Source organism: Aurantiacibacter xanthus (assembly GCF_003584015.1).
Lineage (GTDB): Bacteria > Pseudomonadota > Alphaproteobacteria > Sphingomonadales > Sphingomonadaceae > Alteraurantiacibacter > Alteraurantiacibacter xanthus.
Window position 1 is genome coordinate 18023 of record NZ_QXFM01000100.1, and the last position, 15222, is coordinate 33244.

21 protein-coding genes are annotated in these 15222 nt (G+C 64.7%); 3 read left to right on the plus strand and 18 right to left on the minus strand.

From position 1 onward, the window contains the following. Positions 1 to 27 precede the first annotated feature (27 nt). The gene (ygfZ, locus tag D2V17_RS10850) at positions 28 to 768 is read left to right on the plus strand and encodes a CAF17-like 4Fe-4S cluster assembly/insertion protein YgfZ (protein ID WP_119592985.1); all 741 of its coding nucleotides are present in this window, start codon (positions 28 to 30) and stop codon (positions 766 to 768) included. Here ygfZ and D2V17_RS10855 read toward each other — a convergent pair. The 4 genes from D2V17_RS10855 to rplU form a co-directional block, all read right to left on the minus strand. Beyond that, positions 765 to 1364: a TetR/AcrR family transcriptional regulator gene (locus tag D2V17_RS10855; protein WP_119592986.1), complete on the minus strand. Its 600-nt coding sequence runs from the start codon at positions 1362 to 1364 to the stop codon at positions 765 to 767. The genes ygfZ and D2V17_RS10855 overlap by 4 nt on opposite strands. Positions 1365 to 1520: 156 nt before the next feature. Beyond that, positions 1521 to 2057: a GNAT family N-acetyltransferase gene (locus D2V17_RS10860; RefSeq protein WP_119592987.1), complete on the minus strand. Its 537-nt coding sequence runs from the start codon at positions 2055 to 2057 to the stop codon at positions 1521 to 1523. A gap of 162 nt (positions 2058 to 2219) precedes the next feature. Then, positions 2220 to 2489, minus strand: a complete 270-nt coding sequence (gene rpmA, locus D2V17_RS10865) for a 50S ribosomal protein L27 (RefSeq protein ID WP_119592988.1) — start codon at positions 2487 to 2489, stop codon at positions 2220 to 2222. Positions 2490 to 2528: 39 nt separating this feature from the next. Beyond that, positions 2529 to 2873: a 50S ribosomal protein L21 gene (gene rplU, locus D2V17_RS10870; RefSeq protein WP_119592989.1), complete on the minus strand. Its 345-nt coding sequence runs from the start codon at positions 2871 to 2873 to the stop codon at positions 2529 to 2531. 214 nt (positions 2874 to 3087) lie between these two features. Here rplU and D2V17_RS10875 point away from each other — a divergent pair, with 214 nt between their 5' ends. Continuing rightward, positions 3088 to 3597: a hypothetical protein gene (locus D2V17_RS10875; protein WP_119592990.1), complete on the plus strand. Its 510-nt coding sequence runs from the start codon at positions 3088 to 3090 to the stop codon at positions 3595 to 3597. 353 nt (positions 3598 to 3950) lie between these two features. On the opposite strand, the gene D2V17_RS10880 is transcribed toward D2V17_RS10875, so the two are convergent. The 5 genes from D2V17_RS10880 to D2V17_RS10900 are packed head-to-tail and all read right to left on the minus strand — an operon-like array spanning position 3951 to position 6377. Then, entirely contained in the window at positions 3951 to 4445 is a 495-nt protein-coding gene (locus D2V17_RS10880; protein WP_119592991.1) for a molybdenum cofactor biosynthesis protein MoaE, read from the minus strand. Next, entirely contained in the window at positions 4402 to 4644 is a 243-nt protein-coding gene (locus D2V17_RS10885) for a MoaD/ThiS family protein (protein ID WP_119592992.1), read from the minus strand. The genes D2V17_RS10880 and D2V17_RS10885 overlap by 44 nt, the downstream gene beginning before the upstream one ends. After that, positions 4644 to 5645 (minus strand): GTP 3',8-cyclase MoaA, encoded by a 1002-nt coding sequence (gene moaA, locus D2V17_RS10890; protein ID WP_119592993.1) that lies wholly within the window; start codon positions 5643 to 5645, stop codon positions 4644 to 4646. Before moaA ends, D2V17_RS10885 begins: the two co-directional genes overlap by 1 nt. A gap of 22 nt (positions 5646 to 5667) precedes the next feature. Further along, the gene (locus D2V17_RS10895) at positions 5668 to 6009 is read right to left on the minus strand and encodes a Rossmann fold domain-containing protein (RefSeq protein ID WP_119592994.1); all 342 of its coding nucleotides are present in this window, start codon (positions 6007 to 6009) and stop codon (positions 5668 to 5670) included. Beyond that, complete coding sequence (locus tag D2V17_RS10900; RefSeq protein ID WP_119593030.1) at positions 6006 to 6377, minus strand: dihydroneopterin aldolase; 372 nt, start codon at positions 6375 to 6377, stop codon at positions 6006 to 6008. Before D2V17_RS10900 ends, D2V17_RS10895 begins: the two co-directional genes overlap by 4 nt. Positions 6378 to 6494: 117 nt before the next feature. Between D2V17_RS10900 and D2V17_RS10905 the strand changes: the two genes are divergently transcribed. Beyond that, positions 6495 to 7280, plus strand: a complete 786-nt coding sequence (locus tag D2V17_RS10905) for a DUF1499 domain-containing protein (RefSeq protein ID WP_119592995.1) — start codon at positions 6495 to 6497, stop codon at positions 7278 to 7280. 66 nt (positions 7281 to 7346) lie between these two features. Here the strand turns inward: D2V17_RS10905 and D2V17_RS10910 are convergent, their stop codons facing one another. The 9 genes from D2V17_RS10910 to ctaD all read right to left on the minus strand — a co-directional run bounded on the left by D2V17_RS10910 (position 7347) and on the right by ctaD (position 15195). Continuing rightward, positions 7347 to 8234 carry a class I SAM-dependent methyltransferase gene (locus tag D2V17_RS10910; protein WP_119592996.1) on the minus strand — a complete coding sequence of 296 codons (888 nt, stop codon included), beginning with the start codon at positions 8232 to 8234 and terminating at the stop codon, positions 7347 to 7349. Positions 8235 to 8420: 186 nt separating this feature from the next. Beyond that, positions 8421 to 9821: a threonine synthase gene (gene thrC / locus D2V17_RS10915; protein WP_119592997.1), complete on the minus strand. Its 1401-nt coding sequence runs from the start codon at positions 9819 to 9821 to the stop codon at positions 8421 to 8423. 46 nt (positions 9822 to 9867) lie between these two features. Further along, positions 9868 to 10473 (minus strand): SURF1 family protein, encoded by a 606-nt coding sequence (locus D2V17_RS10920; RefSeq protein WP_245978675.1) that lies wholly within the window; start codon positions 10471 to 10473, stop codon positions 9868 to 9870. Continuing rightward, positions 10470 to 10865 (minus strand): DUF983 domain-containing protein, encoded by a 396-nt coding sequence (locus D2V17_RS10925; protein ID WP_119592998.1) that lies wholly within the window; start codon positions 10863 to 10865, stop codon positions 10470 to 10472. Before D2V17_RS10925 ends, D2V17_RS10920 begins: the two co-directional genes overlap by 4 nt. A 9-nt stretch (positions 10866 to 10874) precedes the next feature. Then, the gene (locus D2V17_RS10930; RefSeq protein WP_119592999.1) at positions 10875 to 11702 is read right to left on the minus strand and encodes a cytochrome c oxidase subunit 3; all 828 of its coding nucleotides are present in this window, start codon (positions 11700 to 11702) and stop codon (positions 10875 to 10877) included. 68 nt (positions 11703 to 11770) lie between these two features. Beyond that, entirely contained in the window at positions 11771 to 12370 is a 600-nt protein-coding gene (locus D2V17_RS10935; protein ID WP_119593000.1) for a cytochrome c oxidase assembly protein, read from the minus strand. Further along, the gene (locus D2V17_RS21925) at positions 12370 to 12498 is read right to left on the minus strand and encodes a hypothetical protein (protein WP_281270569.1); all 129 of its coding nucleotides are present in this window, start codon (positions 12496 to 12498) and stop codon (positions 12370 to 12372) included. Before D2V17_RS21925 ends, D2V17_RS10935 begins: the two co-directional genes overlap by 1 nt. Beyond that, positions 12495 to 13406 carry a heme o synthase gene (locus D2V17_RS10940; protein ID WP_119593001.1) on the minus strand — a complete coding sequence of 304 codons (912 nt, stop codon included), beginning with the start codon at positions 13404 to 13406 and terminating at the stop codon, positions 12495 to 12497. The genes D2V17_RS21925 and D2V17_RS10940 overlap by 4 nt, the downstream gene beginning before the upstream one ends. A gap of 73 nt (positions 13407 to 13479) precedes the next feature. Continuing rightward, positions 13480 to 15195 carry a cytochrome c oxidase subunit I gene (ctaD, locus tag D2V17_RS10945; protein ID WP_119593002.1) on the minus strand — a complete coding sequence of 572 codons (1716 nt, stop codon included), beginning with the start codon at positions 15193 to 15195 and terminating at the stop codon, positions 13480 to 13482. Positions 15196 to 15222 lie beyond the last annotated feature (27 nt).

A 15222-nucleotide genomic window follows, 5' to 3' on the forward strand; every position in this document is an offset into this window, starting at 1 on the left:
GCGCACGCTTGCTCCCACCTTAGGGCCATGACTGAGCTTCCCCTTGCCCGCCGCGCCGTGATCCGCCTCTCCCCGCAAGACGGCGAGGAGGACGTGGCGAAGTTCCTACAAGGCCTCGTGACCAACGACGTGACCGGCGACCTGCCCGTATATGCCGCGCTGCTTTCGGCGCAGGGCAAGACGCTGTTCGACTTCCTCGTCTGGCGCGAGGGCGACGATTTACTGCTCGATTGTGAAGATAAGCACGCCGACGAACTGGTAAAACGTCTGTCGCTCTACCGCCTGCGGCGCAAGATCGCGATTGCGCGCGATTCGGCGCTGGCCGTCTGGTGGTCACCCGATTCGCCAGAAGGCGCGGCAACGACACCCGACCCCCGCCTCGCCGCACTGGGCTGGCGCGGGCTTGGCCCGGCGGGCTCCGATGGCGGCGACACAGCCGATGCCGCATGGCTCGCCCACCGCCTTGCCTGCGGCGTGCCCGAAGGACGTGCCGAACTGGGCGACATTCTGTGGCTCGAAACCAATGCGGTAGAACTCAACGGCGTGAGCTTCACCAAGGGTTGCTATGTCGGACAGGAAAACACCGCGCGGATGAACTGGCGGCAGAAGGTCAACCGGCGGCTGGTGGTGGTCCCGCACGACCGGTCCGAGGAAAAGCGCCGCAAGGCGGACCATGCCGAACTGGGCCATGCTGTCGACCACCTGCGGATCGACGATATTCCCGCCGACCTGGTGCCCGCCTGGCTCCCGCTCGGCTCTGACGTCTAGGTCGTCGCTTCGAGACGTTCGCGGGCAATGACGAGCAGATCTTGCCCGTGCCGGCGCGCGGTGTCATCGTCGACCGCCAGCGATCCGGCCAGGTCGTCACCAATGATCGCCATGCCCAGCGCCATCAGCACCAGCGAATAGGTCAGTTCACGCCGCGTCACCGTTTCGGCGCTGGACGCCGCTGGCGGCAGCGTCTCGTCGATGAGTTCCTGCATTGCCTCCAGAATCGGATCGAGCGCCTTCTTGTGCCCGGTATTGAGCATCCACGCTGCCAGCGCCGCGCCCCCGCCCGAACCGAAGGTATCGAACACCAGATCAACCAACCGGCGCGGATCGCCATCGCTCACCCGGATGAAATGCGCCGCCTGGGCGATATCGTCGCAGATCGTGGCCGCAAGATGATCGGCCAGAGCGAGTTGCAACCCCGCAGCAGAACCAAAGTGGTGCAACAGATTGGCATGGGTGCGGTTCACCCTTTCCGCCACCGCCTTCAAGGTCACCGCCTGCGGTCCCTGCTCGACAAGCAGGACGCGCGCCGCTTCCAAAGCGGCTGCACGACTTTCCTGAGCACTCAAGCGCCGACGGCCTACACTCACTCGAATCCCCGACTTCTCAAAGCCCGTTACGCGACCATCTACAATTATCGTTCTGCATCACCGAGCGGCTTAAAGTAAGCAATATCCTATCAACTCAGGTATTCAAAGTGGAAAGTAAGCATAAGTATACACTGACAATTCCGTAAGTTCAGTTTATCAATACAGATCAGTGGCCTTCGCCAATGACAAGCGGTAGCGACGGGCTGGAACCCTCTCGCCGCCACGCCCTGCACTTGCCGTCGGCTCAAGTCGATCCTCGGGCAAAAAGCCCCACTTTTGCAGAACCTTACCCGAAGCTGGATTGTCGAGGAAATGCCCCGCGCGGGCTTCATGAATGCCAAGCGCCCGCGCCGTGCGCAGCACCGCGCCGACCGCCTCGCTGCCATAGCCCTGGCGCTGGCGGTTACTGGCAATCCAATAGCCGAGTTCGTATGCCGGACCGGGACCAGCGGGCGCGAGCCCGATCGTTCCGATCAGAGGCGCACCGTCATCTCCCGGCAGGGTGATCGCGAACAGCATCTCATCAGCGCCGCGCGGCTTGTCGCAGAAAGCGTGTGCATCTTCGGTGGTGTATGGCCAGGGCGCGCTCGCAAGCATGCGCACGACGCTTTCGTCGGAAAGCCCGGCGAACAGTTCGCGCCAGTCTTCGGGAAAGATCGGCCGCAACATCAGCCGTTCGCTTCGTATGAACATCGCATTTCCCTTCCAAGGGCCCACGGTCACAGACCTCCGCAGGCGGCGGATGGAAGGAGAAAACGCAAAAAAGGAGACGGGTCGGCCCCATCTCCTTCCAGTGTCGGGCTATTTGCCGCCCGACAGGGGCCATCCCGGTGGATGGCCCGCTATCGCCATCCGTTATTCGGCAGCTTCTGCCATAACGTCGACCGATACGTATTTGCGGCCGAGCTTGCCGTCGTGAAAGCGCACGACGCCTTCAGCGGTGGCAAACAGGGTGTGGTCCTTGCCGAGGCCGACATTGGTGCCCGGGTAGAACTTGGTGCCGCGCTGACGCACGAGAATGTTGCCGCCGAGCACCTGCTGCCCGCCGAACTTCTTGACGCCAAGACGCTTGCTTTCCGAATCGCGACCGTTGCGCGACGAGCCGCCAGCTTTCTTATGTGCCATTGTGTCTTACTCCGTAATCCTGAGCCGGGCGTGCCGGACTTATTCCTTGTCAGCCTTGGCAGCAGCCTTCTTGGCAGCCGGCTTGCTGTCGCCCACGCCGAGGATGCGCAGCAGGGTCATCTGCTGGCGGTGGCCGTTCTTGCGGCGATAGTTGTGACGGCGACGCTTCTTGAAGACGATCACCTTCTCGCTCTTGGCCTGAGCGATGATCTCGGCCGAAACCGTGACCTTCGCCGCGTCGGCAAGGCTCTCGCCCTCACCGGCGAGCAGGATATCGTCCAGCACGATCTTGTCGCCGGCTTCACCTGCCAGCTTCTCAACCGCGATCTTGTCTCCTTCGGCGACGCGATACTGCTTGCCGCCCGTGCGCACTACTGCGAACATGGTGCTATAATCCGTTTCATCTAGCGTCGTCCTCGTCAGGATCGGGCCTGCATGACCCATCCCCGCGCAAACAACAAAAAAGGGCGCCTCGGGGGCACCGCAAGAGCGCTGCCGTTAGGCGATGCCCCACAACGAGTCAATGCCGAGAACGTCGAGGACACCAAAAATTGCCGGGCTGGAAAGCCGTCGCGGCTCCGGCTAGTGCCATAGTCCCATGACAGCCAGAATCGCCATATTGTTCGTCGCGGCCGGGCCGCTTGCGCTGGGTGCCTGCGCCACGCCTTCAGGCGAATATCCCTCGCTCGCCCAGCGCGAGATCGAGCGGACCGGCCTGGTGATGACCCCGCCGCAGACGATTCCCTCCCCGCCGCAAAGCCCGGCCGCACCGGTGCTGACTGAGGCGAGCGAACTGGTCGATTCCGTGCGCACGGTGCATGCGGCATTCCTCGCCGGGGAAGCTGCCGTTCGCTCGCGAGTTGCCGCAGCGCGCGGGGCCACGTCCGGTAGCGAGGCCTGGGCGCTGGCAGAGGTGGCGCTGGCAGGACTGAGTTCGCAGCGCAGCCGCGCGATGGTGGCGCTGGCCGATCTCGACCGACTCTACATCGCTGCCAGCACCTCGGGCGAATCGACCGAGACCATCGGCGCCGCTCGCAGCGAGGCCGCAAGCATGGTGGCTGCCGAAGACGCCGTACTATCCGAACTCACCGCGCAGCTTCGCTCGTAGCGCTATCGCACGAAAAATGCGCGGGGCCGCCCTCGTGGCCCCGCGCAACTCTGAAGACTGTGCCCATATGGCAGCCGCTGATGGCAATGCCCCTAAGCCAGAGCAGCTATCGCCGCCGAACCCAGCGCCCAGAGAATTATCAGGACCGGGAGAAAATAGTCCTGAACTCGTGAAGCCCGATCGCGTGCGCGATCCGGCGTGAATGCTGAGGTGCCGATAGAATTGGCGGCAGCACTGGTGGCCAGTACTGCGGTCGTTTCGCCTGCTTTCGCCATCTGCCCGGCTCCCTCGTTACGAAACCGATTTGGCGTTATTGCGGGCAGCCATCCTTGATCGCGGTCAAATCGACGCGATCATTTGCTCCAGCGGGCAAGATCGGAATGATCCTGCTCGCGCGGTTCGATCCAGTGCCAGCCGTCGCCGCGCAACTCGCGCTTCCAGAACCAGCTGTCGGACTTCAGATGGTCCATGCAGTAGTCGACCGCGGCGATAGCCCCGCGCCGATGCTGCGCGCAGGCCGCGACCATCACGATCGGCTCGCCCGGCTCCATCACACCGTGACGGTGCATCACCAGCAGCCCGAGCAGCTCGAACCGGTGCGCAGCCTCCTCGGCCCGCGCCTCCATGCCGGGGCGGGTCATTTTCTCGTAGTGCAGCAGTTCGAGCGCGCGCACGTCGTCATCGGCGCGCACGGCCCCGATGAAGCTCGCAAGGCCACCATAGCCCGGATGGGCATTCGTGAACGGCCCGAGCAAGGCACCGGGATTGAACGGCTGATCGACCAGATGGACGTGGATAGCTATGTCAGCCCCCGGAAACGGGTGGGAGCAGCGCGATCTCGCTGCCATCGGGCGCGGCGAGCGCAGCTTTGTCGGCCACCAGCGCACCATCGAGCGCGAGCTTGACCTTTTCGCCCTGCACCTGAGCCGCAAGCTGCGGGCCAAGCGCGGCGAGCAGCCCGTCCCAGTCGAGCGGACCGGCGACATCGCGCTCGGGCGCGCCGGCAAGGTCGGCCAGCTTGCCGAGGAAAACGAGCTTGACCGCCATCAGCCGCCCGTCACCGACATGTGCCGCGGCTGCGCGGGGCCGCTGCCCTGCTCGATGCGGAAGTGGTGCTTTTCAGGCTTGATGCGCATGGCTTCGTCAAGCGCCTCGGCCAGCCGCGCATCGGGCGTGTCGGAGCGCAGGGCCGCGCGCAGGTCGACCATTTCGGCGCCGCCAAGGCAGGCATAGAGCTGGCCGGTGGCGGTGATGCGGATACGGTTGCACGAGGCGCAGAAATTGTTGGTCAGCGGAGTGATGAAACCGAGCCTGCCGCCGGTTTCCTCCACCCGCACATAGCGCGCCGGACCGCCGGTCGAATCGGCAATGTCGGTCAGCGTCCAGCGCTGTTCGAGCCGGTCGCGCACCGCGGGCAGCGGCAGGTAGTGATCGGAGCGCTCGCCCTCGATCTCGCCCAGCGGCATGATCTCGATCAGCGTCATGTCGGCCCCGCGCGCGTGGGCCCATTCGACGAGGAAGGGAATCTCCTCCTCGTTGAGCCCCTTCAGCGCCACGGTGTTGAGCTTGACCTTGAGCCCCGCCGCCTGCGCTGCCGCGATCCCGCGCAGCACCTGAACCAGCCGGTCACGCCGCGAGAGCTGCTCGAACAGCGCGCTGTCCATCGTATCGAGGCTGACGTTGATGCGGCGGATACCGGCGGCGAACAGATCCTCGGCGAACTCTTCGAGCCGGGTGCCGTTGGTGGTCAGCGTGAGTTCGTCGAGCCCATCGCCGATCTTGCGGCCGAGCGCGCGAATCAGATCGATCACGTCGCGCCGCACCAGCGGTTCACCCCCGGTGAGGCGGATCTTGGTGATCCCGCGTTCGATCATGGCGAGCGAGAGCTTGTGCAGCTCTTCGAGGCTCAGCACGTCCTTCTTGGGCAGGAACTGCATCGCCTCGGGCATGCAATAGGTGCAGCGCAGATCGCACCGGTCCGTCACCGACAGGCGCAGATAGGAGATGCGGCGCTGGAAGGCGTCGACCAGAGGCTGGCTACAGGACATTGCCCCCTACTTAGCCATTTTCTCAGCGATTGCCATCCAAGCAGAGCACTTGGCCCGTCACCCCCGGCGCGCGGGCCAGATAGGCGAGCGCCTGCCCCCTCGCCTCCTGCGCCTCGGCAACGCTGGCGATGGCGTTCACCCGCACCGGCGCAAGTTCGCGCGCAAGTTGGCCCACCACGGCTTGGCGCCAGCTGGCATGGGTGTGATCGGCGGCGGCAAAGTCGATCACCACCAGCGGGTACTTCTGCGCTTGCTCGCGCACCAGCGGAACGAGGCTAGCATGGAACTGGGCGGCGGCATCGAGCGCGCTTTCGGGCAAATCCCGCGCGTCAACAATCGCCGGTCCGCTTGGCGTTAAGGTCATCGCCGGTCGCGGTGGAGCGTGATGCCGATCTTCTCGTCCGCTTCGGAAAGCGCCAGCTTCACGATCTTGACCGTCACCGCCTCTACGCGCTCGTCCTGCAGGAACAGCGTCTCGCACACGTGATCGGCCACGGCCTCGATCAACTGGTAATGCGTGTCGCCCAGCGCTTCGGAGCAGGCGAACTTCAAATCCATGTAGTTCTTGCTCGCGCTCAGCGGCGTTTCGGGGACAAAGCGTTCGGGCGGGCACCGGAAACGCACCTGCACCGTAAAGCGCAGCGGCTGCGGGCGGCCTGTCTCCTCCGAGTAGATGCCCGTGAAGACATCGTGTTCGAAGTCGGCCAGTTCGAGAATGAGGCTGTCTGCCATGGCGCGCCGCATGGCACCGCCGTGGAACCTTGGCAAGCGCCCCGGTGTTAGTATCGTTGACGCAGCAGGGCGAATGTGCGCTTTTTCGCGCTCAGGCCAATCGAGGGGACCACAGCGATGACCGAGACAACCGCATACGAGACCGACACGAGGACTGACCAGCTCTCGACGGGTGCCAGGATCGCGCGCGGCCTGGGTGCCTTCGCGCTTGGCGGCGCGCTGCTGGCCATTGCCATCGCCTTCGTCGGGCTGACGCTGGCGCGCTACGACCTGATCGACAAGCTTTCGGGTTTCCGCACCTTCATGACGATGATGTGGCCCGCGGGCGTGCTCGCCATTGCGGCGCTGCTGGCGCTGGTTATCGGCTTCGTGGTGAAAGGCGGCGGCAAGCGCTGGCAGGCTGGCCTCGCGCTGGTGCTAAGCGCCGGGCTGGTGCTGGTGATGTATACGCAGGTGGTGATGCCCGCGAGCAAGGCCCCGCCGATTCACGACGTGACCACCGACCTCAACAATATGCCCCAGTTCGTCGCGCTCGAGGTTCCGCAGGTCAGCACCGGGCCGTTCTCGACCGAGGAATGGCGCGCGTTTCACACCGGAGCCTATTCCGATGTGCAGCCGATCCTCATCAACCGCAGCCCGTCCGAAGTGCTGGCCGCCGCGCGCGTGCTGATGGAGCAGCGCGGTTGGGAAGTTTCGCCCACGCAGCCGCTCAAGGAGCAGCTCGAAGCCACGGCCTTTGCCGGCTATCTGCGCTTCCGCGACGACGTTGTTGTGCGCGTGACGCCGGTGATGGACGGCTCGACCCGCGTCGATATGCGCTCGGTCAGCCGCGTGGGGGTGAGCGATCTTGGGTACAACGCGCAGCGTATCCGCGATTTCCTGAAAGACCTTTCGGCGGCCTAGAAAGCGACACCGTTCGTCTCCTCCTCACCACGAACGGAAGGGAGTTCAGGCGAACGCCGAACGAGGCTAATCGTTCGCCCAGCGGGCGAAAATGGCGGTGGGCAGCAGACGGCCATCGGGCCCATCTTCGCGCACCGCCAGTTCGCCATATTCGATCCGCCCCGGCAAGCTGGCAAAGGCCTCGGCGAGCAGACCCGCCAGCGCCAGCGAACTCATCCGCACCGCATAGACGGTGAGGAACAGGAACCGGCTGTCCGCATCGAGCAACTGACGGCAATCGCCGATCAGGCCTGGTAGCCCCTCTTCCAGCCGCCAGGTCTCGTTCTTGGGGCCGCGACCGAACTTCGGCGGATCGAGGATGATCCCGTCATAGCGGTTTTCGCGGCGCACCTCGCGCGCGACGAACTTCGCGCAATCGTCGATCAGCCAGCGTACCGGGCGATCCTCCATCCCCGACAGCGCCGCATTCTCACGCGCCTGCGCGACCGACTTCTTGCTCGCATCGACATGCGTCACCGGGCCGCACTGGCTCAGCGCGAGACTGCCGACGCCGGTATAGCCGAACAGGTTGAGCGCGCTGGCATCGGCCTTGTCCGCCAGCATCCCGCGCATCCAGTGCCACACCGGGGCCATGTCGGGAAAGAAGCCGAGGTGGCGGAACGGGGTGCACTGCGCGGTGAAGCGGACCTCTTCCCAGCCGAGCGGCCAGCCCTCCTCGGGCACCTGCCTGGCGAATTGCCAACGCCCGCCGCCGTCCTCGTCCGAGCCGGGGACGAATTCGCCGTGCGCGTCCCACTCGGCGAGACGCGGGGCCCACATGGCTTGCGGCTCGGGGCGGATGAAGCGGAACGCGCCGTAGCGCTCAAGCTTACGCCCGTGGCCCGAGTCGACGAGGCCATAATCGGCCCATCCCTCGCCCGCCATCACCTGCGGCTCTGCGGCAAGCTCAGCCATGTTCACGCCCCACAGCCAAGCGCCGCAGGCATTCAAGACTACTACGCTCGCAGAGGCGCAGAGGCGCAGAGAACCTGTGCTGACCTCCTCTGCACCTCTGCGCCTCTGCGAGCGCAAAAACAAACAAGCGCCTGCGGCGCGGAACGCTATCTCCGCGTCTCCGCGTCTCCGCGTGAACCCGAATCATCACGAGCTTGGCGTCGCGTGCGCCTCGATGAAATCGCGCACGGAATCGTAATCACCCGGCAGGCGTTCGTATTGCTCGGCCCGCTCGAACAGGTCGCCCATCCGACCCGGCAACGAGGGACGGTTGCCAGTCGCGCGCTCGACCGCATCGCGGAACTTGGCCGGATGCGCAGTCGCCAGCGTGACCACGGGGACCGCCGGGTCGATGTCCGCCGCGCGCGCGGCATGCAGGCCGATCGCGGTGTGCGGATCGATGATCTGCCCGCACTTCTCGTGCGCCCAGGCCATCGCCTGCCCCATGTCGTCGGCATCGGCGCGCGCGCTGCTGAACAGCGCCGCCGCGCCCTCGCGCTGGGCATTGGTGAGCTGCATCGCCTTCGTCGCCTCGAAGCCCGCCATCTGCTCGGCCAGCGCCTTGCCGTCGCGCCCGCCGACATCGAACAGCAGCCGCTCGAAGTTCGACGAGACCTGAATGTCCATGCTCGGCGCGGCGGTGGGGGTGACGGTGCCCGCAGAATAGTCGCCGCTCGACAACGCGCGGTGGAGAATATCGTTCACATTGGTGGCGACGATCAGCCGCTCGACCGGCAGGCCCATCTGCGCCGCGACATAGCCCGCGAACACATCGCCGAAGTTGCCCGTCGGCACCGAGAAGGCGACCTTGCGCTGCGGCGCGCCAAGCTGGAGCGCGGCGGCGAAATAATAGACCACCTGCGCCATCAACCGCGCCCAGTTGATCGAGTTCACCGCACTGATGCGGAAGCGCGCGGTCATGTGGCTGTCGACGAACATGCGCTTCACCATCGCCTGCGCATCGTCGAAGCTGCCGTCGATGGCGATGTTGTGGACGTTGGGGGCGAGCACCGTGGTCATCTGGCGGCGCTGCACGTCGCTCACCCGGCCATCGGGGTGGAGCATGAAGATATCGACCCGCTCGCGCCCGGCCACCGCATCGATGGCGGCAGAACCGGTATCCCCACTGGTCGCGCCGACGATGGTGAGGTGATCCTCGCGCTTCGCAAGGAAGTGCTCGAACAGGCGGCCGAGCAATTGCAGCGCCACATCCTTGAACGCCAGCGTGGGCCCGTGGAACAGTTCAAGCAGCCAGTGCTGCTGGTCGAACTGGACGAGCGGCGTCACCGCCTGATGCGCGAAGCGGCCATAGGCGCGGGTGCACAGGTCGCGCAGTTCGTCTTCGCTGAGGCTCGGCGTGACGAAGGGCAGCATGACCTTCACCGCCAGTTCGACGTAAGACAGGCCAGCCATATCGGCGATCTCCGCCTCACTGAAGCGCGGCCAGGCCTCGGGCACGTAAAGACCGCCATCGGACGCGAGGCCAGCGAGGGTCACGCCCTCGAAATCGAGCGACGGCGCATTGCCGCGGGTGGAGACGTATTTCATCGGGAAAAGCGGTTAGCGGCGAGGAGCGCCGCCCGCAAGCTATGCCTTAGGCCCCGGTGCGATCCCGTTGCCGGCGTCGCAAGGCGAGCACATAGATCACCAGCGCGGTGAGCGCGAAGGCGAACCACTGCACGGCATAGGACAGGTTCTTCGCCGGCTGATCGTCTGAAGGCGTCGGCAAGGCATTCGCCTCCAGCCCTGCCAGCGGCGGATCGGCCACGAGCACCATCGAACCGTCGCGGTTCGGCGCGATTATACCCTGCACCGTGCCGCCATTCCAGTCAGGCGCGGCGAGATCGCCGGACCAGCCCGCCTGCACCTCGACCGCCTCACCGCCCGAACGCAGACATTCGACGATCTGGACATAGCCCGCCCGGTCCTGCGAGTTGCGCCCGGCGGTGGTGCGCCATTCGCCCGCCCCCGCGCACTCGACGGTGGAGCGGCGATAGGCCGCCTGCTCGCGGTCGGGCGCATCGGAGGCCGGGAAGGCAATCGGAGCGTCAAGCTCTGCTGCCTGTTCGAAGCGGGCCAGCTTGCCCTGCTCTTCGTGCATCCGGCCAAGTTGCCAGAACCCGAGCTTCACCATGATGGCCGCCGCCACCAGCACCACCAGTGTCGGGACGATCGGCCAGCGGCGGATGCCGAAGATCATTTGGAGCTCTTGTCCTCATGGCGGTGTTCTTCCGCCCGGCGGGTATATTCGCTCGCCAGCAGCCACGACTTGCACAGCCGCAGGCCGAGAATCACGCCCCCGGTCGTCAGTGGCACCCACAGGATCACGTGCACCCACCAGGGCGGCTCGAACGAAAGCTGGAGCCACAAGGCGCCGACCACCACCAGCGCGCCCACGATCATGGTGAGAAAGGCCGCTGGCCCATCGCCCACGTTGAAGCGCTGGAAATCGAGCCCGCACGAGGGGCACTTGTCGGCAAAGCGGGTGAGGCCCCCGAACAGGCTCTTTGCGCCGCATCGCGGACACAAACCGAAAAGGGCAGCCTCACCGATGGTGGGCTGCCCCTTCGCGTTATCGTGGGCGTCGCTCACGATTGGGCCTTAGTGATACTCGGCACCCCAGCCGCCCCACACGTACACGACGATGAAGAGGAACAGCCAGACCACGTCCACGAAGTGCCAGTACCAGGCGGCAGCTTCGAAACCGAAGTGCTGCTTGGGCGTGAAGTGGCCCTTGTAGGTACGCACCAGGCACACGGTCAGGAAGATCGTACCGACCAGCACGTGGAAACCGTGGAAGCCGGTGGCCATGTAGAAGGCCGAGCTGTAGGTGTTGCCACCGAAGCCGAACGGGGCATGGCCATATTCGTAGACCTGCACGCCCGAGAACAGCACGCCGAGCAGGATGGTCAGCCACAGGCCCTTCTTCAGGCCATCGCGATCACCATGGATCAGGCAGTGGTGCGCCCAGGTAACGGTGGTGCCCGAGCACAGCAGGATCAGCGTGTTAAGCAGCGGCAGATCGAACGGGTTCATCACCGCTTCGATGCCCTTGGGCGGCCAGACGCCGCCGATCACTTCGGCCATGGTCGAAGGGAACAGCGCGAAGTCGAACCACGACCAGAACCAGCCGACGAAGAACATCACCTCTGAGGCGATGAACAGGATCATGCCGTAACGCATGTGCAACTGCACCACCGGCGTGTGATCGCCAGCCTGCGCCTCGCTCACGATCTTCGAGAACCAGCAAAAGAAGGTGGCGATCAGGCCAGCGATGCCGAGACCCAGCACCAGCTGCCAGTTCGTGAAGAAGTCCGAGTGCATGTACATGACCATGCCGCTGGTGAAGACCAGCGCGGACATTGCCCCGGCGAACGGCCAGATGTCGGGCGGCAGGATATGATAGTCGTGGTTCTTGGCACCGGCCATTTGTCTGTCTTCCCTGATAGGCAGATTTTCACTCGCCCTTAGAACGCGCTTGCGGCGCGGTCCAGAGCCTAACTCTCGGCTTCCCCCTCGCTCGCCGACGACTGATCGGGAGCGCGGTGGAAGGTATAGGACAGGGTGATTTGTTCCACCCCTTCCATATTCGGATCATCCAGCGCCTTCGGGTCCACGAAGTAGAGCACCGGCATGCGCACTTCCTCGCCCGGCTGAAGCACCTGCTCGGTGAAGCAGAAGCACTGGATCTTGTTGAAATAGGCCCCGGCCTGCTCGGGTGAGACGTTGAAGGTCGCGGTGCCGGTGATCGGCTCCGACGAATTGTTGCGCGCGACGAAAATCGCCATGTCGCGCTGACCGACGGCCACGGTGTCGGTGCGCTGAAGCGGCTTGAAATCCCACGGCATGTTCCGGTCGGTGTTCGAGTCGAACCGGATCGAATAGGTCACACCGCCGGCGCTGGCGGCAAAGCGCTCGGCAATATCCGCGTCAGCCTCGGTCGCACGCTGGGTGGTTCCGCCGAAGCCGGTCACCTGACAGAACAGCCGGTAAAGCGGCACCGAGGCATAGCCCAGACCGAGCATTCCCAGCGCCGCAAGAAATGCGAACAGCATGGTGCGCCGGTTGCGCGCGTCGAGGGTGGCTGTTTGCGACATCAGTTACCTCCGATCCGAACGATGGTGATGAAATAGAACAGCACCACGAAGCCGAACAGCCCGAGCGCGATCACCACGTTGCGTGCCTTGCGGCGGCGGATGAACTCTTCCTGCTCTTCGGGCGTCATGCCAGCACCATCCTATCGACTACCAGCGCTGCGAACAGCGCAAAGAGGTAAAACACCGAGAAGGCAAACAACTGCTTCTCGGGCTTCAGCGTATCGCCCGGCGGCGCGCGCCGGAAGGTGACGCGCGCGGTCAACACCAGGAACGCCAGCGACAGAACCAGCGCGGACACCCCGTAGATCGCGCCCGTCCCGCCAATCGCCCAGGGCGCCAGCGTCACACCCAGCAGCACCACCGCATAGGCCAGCATCTGCTGCCGCGTCGAGCGTTCGCCGGCGACCACCGGCATCATCGGAATGCCGGCCTTGGCGTAGTCGGTCTTCACGAACAGCGCGAGCGCCCAGAAGTGCGGCGGCGTCCAGATGAAGATGATCACGAACAGCAGCACCGGCATCAGCGTGATCTCACCGGTCACCGCGATCCAGCCGATCAGCGGCGGGAAGGCCCCCGCCCCGCCGCCGATCACGATGTTCTGCGGCGTGCGCGGCTTCAGCCACATGGTGTAGATCACCGAATAATAGACGATCGACAGCGCCAGCACGCCAGCGGCGAGCGGATGCACCGCCAGCCCCATCACGATTACCGAGGCAAAGCACAGGAACAGGCCGAAGTCGCGCGCATCCTCGCGCCGCATCCGTCCACCGGGAAGCGGGCGACTGGCCGTGCGCTTCATCAGCGCATCGATATCGGCTTCCCACCACTGGTTGATCACGGCTGCCCCGCCCGCGCCAATGGCGATGCACAGGATCGCGGTAAAGCCGAGCACCGGGTGAATATGACCGGGCGCCGCCAGCAGGCCGCACAGCCCGGTGAACACCACAAGGCTCATCACCCGCGGCTTGGTCAGCGCGAGGAAGTCGCGCCAATCCGCCGGGAGCGTGGGAGCAAAGGTGGCAGTCGTCGTGTTCACATCGGTTCCTAGACGAAAGGGCGCCCCGTTTCCGGCGCGCCCCTTCTGTTTGTCATCAGGCAGAGGGCGCGGCTCAGACAGTCGCGGGCTTTGCCGAGATATGGTCGTCGGCGCTGTGATGATCCTCGATCACCGGCAGCGTTTCGAACTGGTGGTACGGCGGCGGGCTGCTCAGGCTCCATTCGAGCGTGGTCGCACCCTCGCCCCAGTAGTTCGCGGGAGCCTTCTTGCCAGCCACGAATGCGTAGATGAGGTTGATGAAGAACACACCCACCGACACCAGCGTGATCGCATAGCCGACGCTCGCGACATGGTTCCACTCGGCATAGGCCGCGGTGAAGTCAGGATAGCGACGCGCCATGCCCTGCAGCCCGAGGAAGTGCATCGGGAAGAAGATCATGTTCACGCCGACGAAGAAGATCCAGAACTGGACGTGCGACAGGAACTCCGAGTGCATCTTGCCGCTCATCTTCGGGAACCAGTAGTAGAACCCGGCGAACATCGAGGTCACCGCACCCAGCGACAGCACATAGTGGAAGTGCGCCACCACGTAGTAGGTGTCGTGGAGGTTGTCGTCGACGCCGCCGTTGGCGAGCACGACGCCGGTCACACCGCCGACGGTGAACAGGAAGATGAAGCCCATCGCCCAGACCATGGGCGACTTGAACTGGATCGAACCGCCCCACATCGTCGCGATCCACGAGAAGATCTTGATGCCGGTCGGCACCGCGATGACCATGGTTGCGGCGGTGAAGTACATCTTCGTGTTCACGTCGAGGCCGACCGTATACATGTGGTGCGCCCACACGATGAAGCCGACCACGCCGATCGCGACCATGGCATAGGCCATGCCGAGGTAGCCGAAGACGGGCTTGCGGCTGAAGGTCGCGATGATCTGCGAGATCATGCCGAAGCCGGGCAGGATCATGATGTACACTTCGGGGTGACCGAAGAACCAGAACAGGTGCTGGTACAGGATCGGGTCGCCGCCGCCGGCAGGATCGAAGAAGGTGGTGCCGAAGTTACGGTCGGTGATCAGCATGGTGATCGCAGCGGCCAGAACCGGCAGCGCGAGCAGCAGCAGGAAAGCGGTCACCAGCACCGACCACACGAACAGCGGCATCTTGTGCAGGGTCATGCCCGGTGCGCGCATGTTGAAGATGGTGGTGATGAAGTTGGTCGCCCCCAGGATCGAGCCCGCACCCGCAAGGTGCAGCGAGAAGATCGCGAAGTCGACCGCCGGCCCGACCGAGCCGCTCGTCGAAAGCGGGGCGTAGACCGTCCAGCCCGTACCGGCGCCGTGGCCCGTGCCGCCCGGCACGAACATCGAGAACACCAGCGAGCAGAAGCCCGCCACGGTCAGCCAGAACGAAACGTTGTTCATGCGCGGGAAGGCCATGTCGGGCGCGCCGATCATCAGCGGCACGAACCAGTTGCCGAAGCCGCCGATCATGGCGGGCATGACCATGAAGAACACCATGATCAGGCCGTGCGCGGTGATCAGCACGTTCCACATGTGGCCCTGCTGGTCGAAGCTCGCCCCGTCCCCGCCGAGGAAATTCACGACGTGACCGAGAACCTGCAGACCCGGCTCGGCAAGTTCGGCACGCATGATGCCCGAAATGCCGCCACCCACGATACCCGCGACGATCGAGAAGATCAGGTACAGTGTGCCGATGTCCTTGTGGTTGGTCGACATGAACCAACGCGCGAAAAAGCCCGGCTTGTGATCGGCATCGTGATGATGCTCGTCGCCATGGGCCTGGAAGGTGTCTGCGGTGGTGGCCATTTCGATGCTACCCTAGCTTGCTATTCG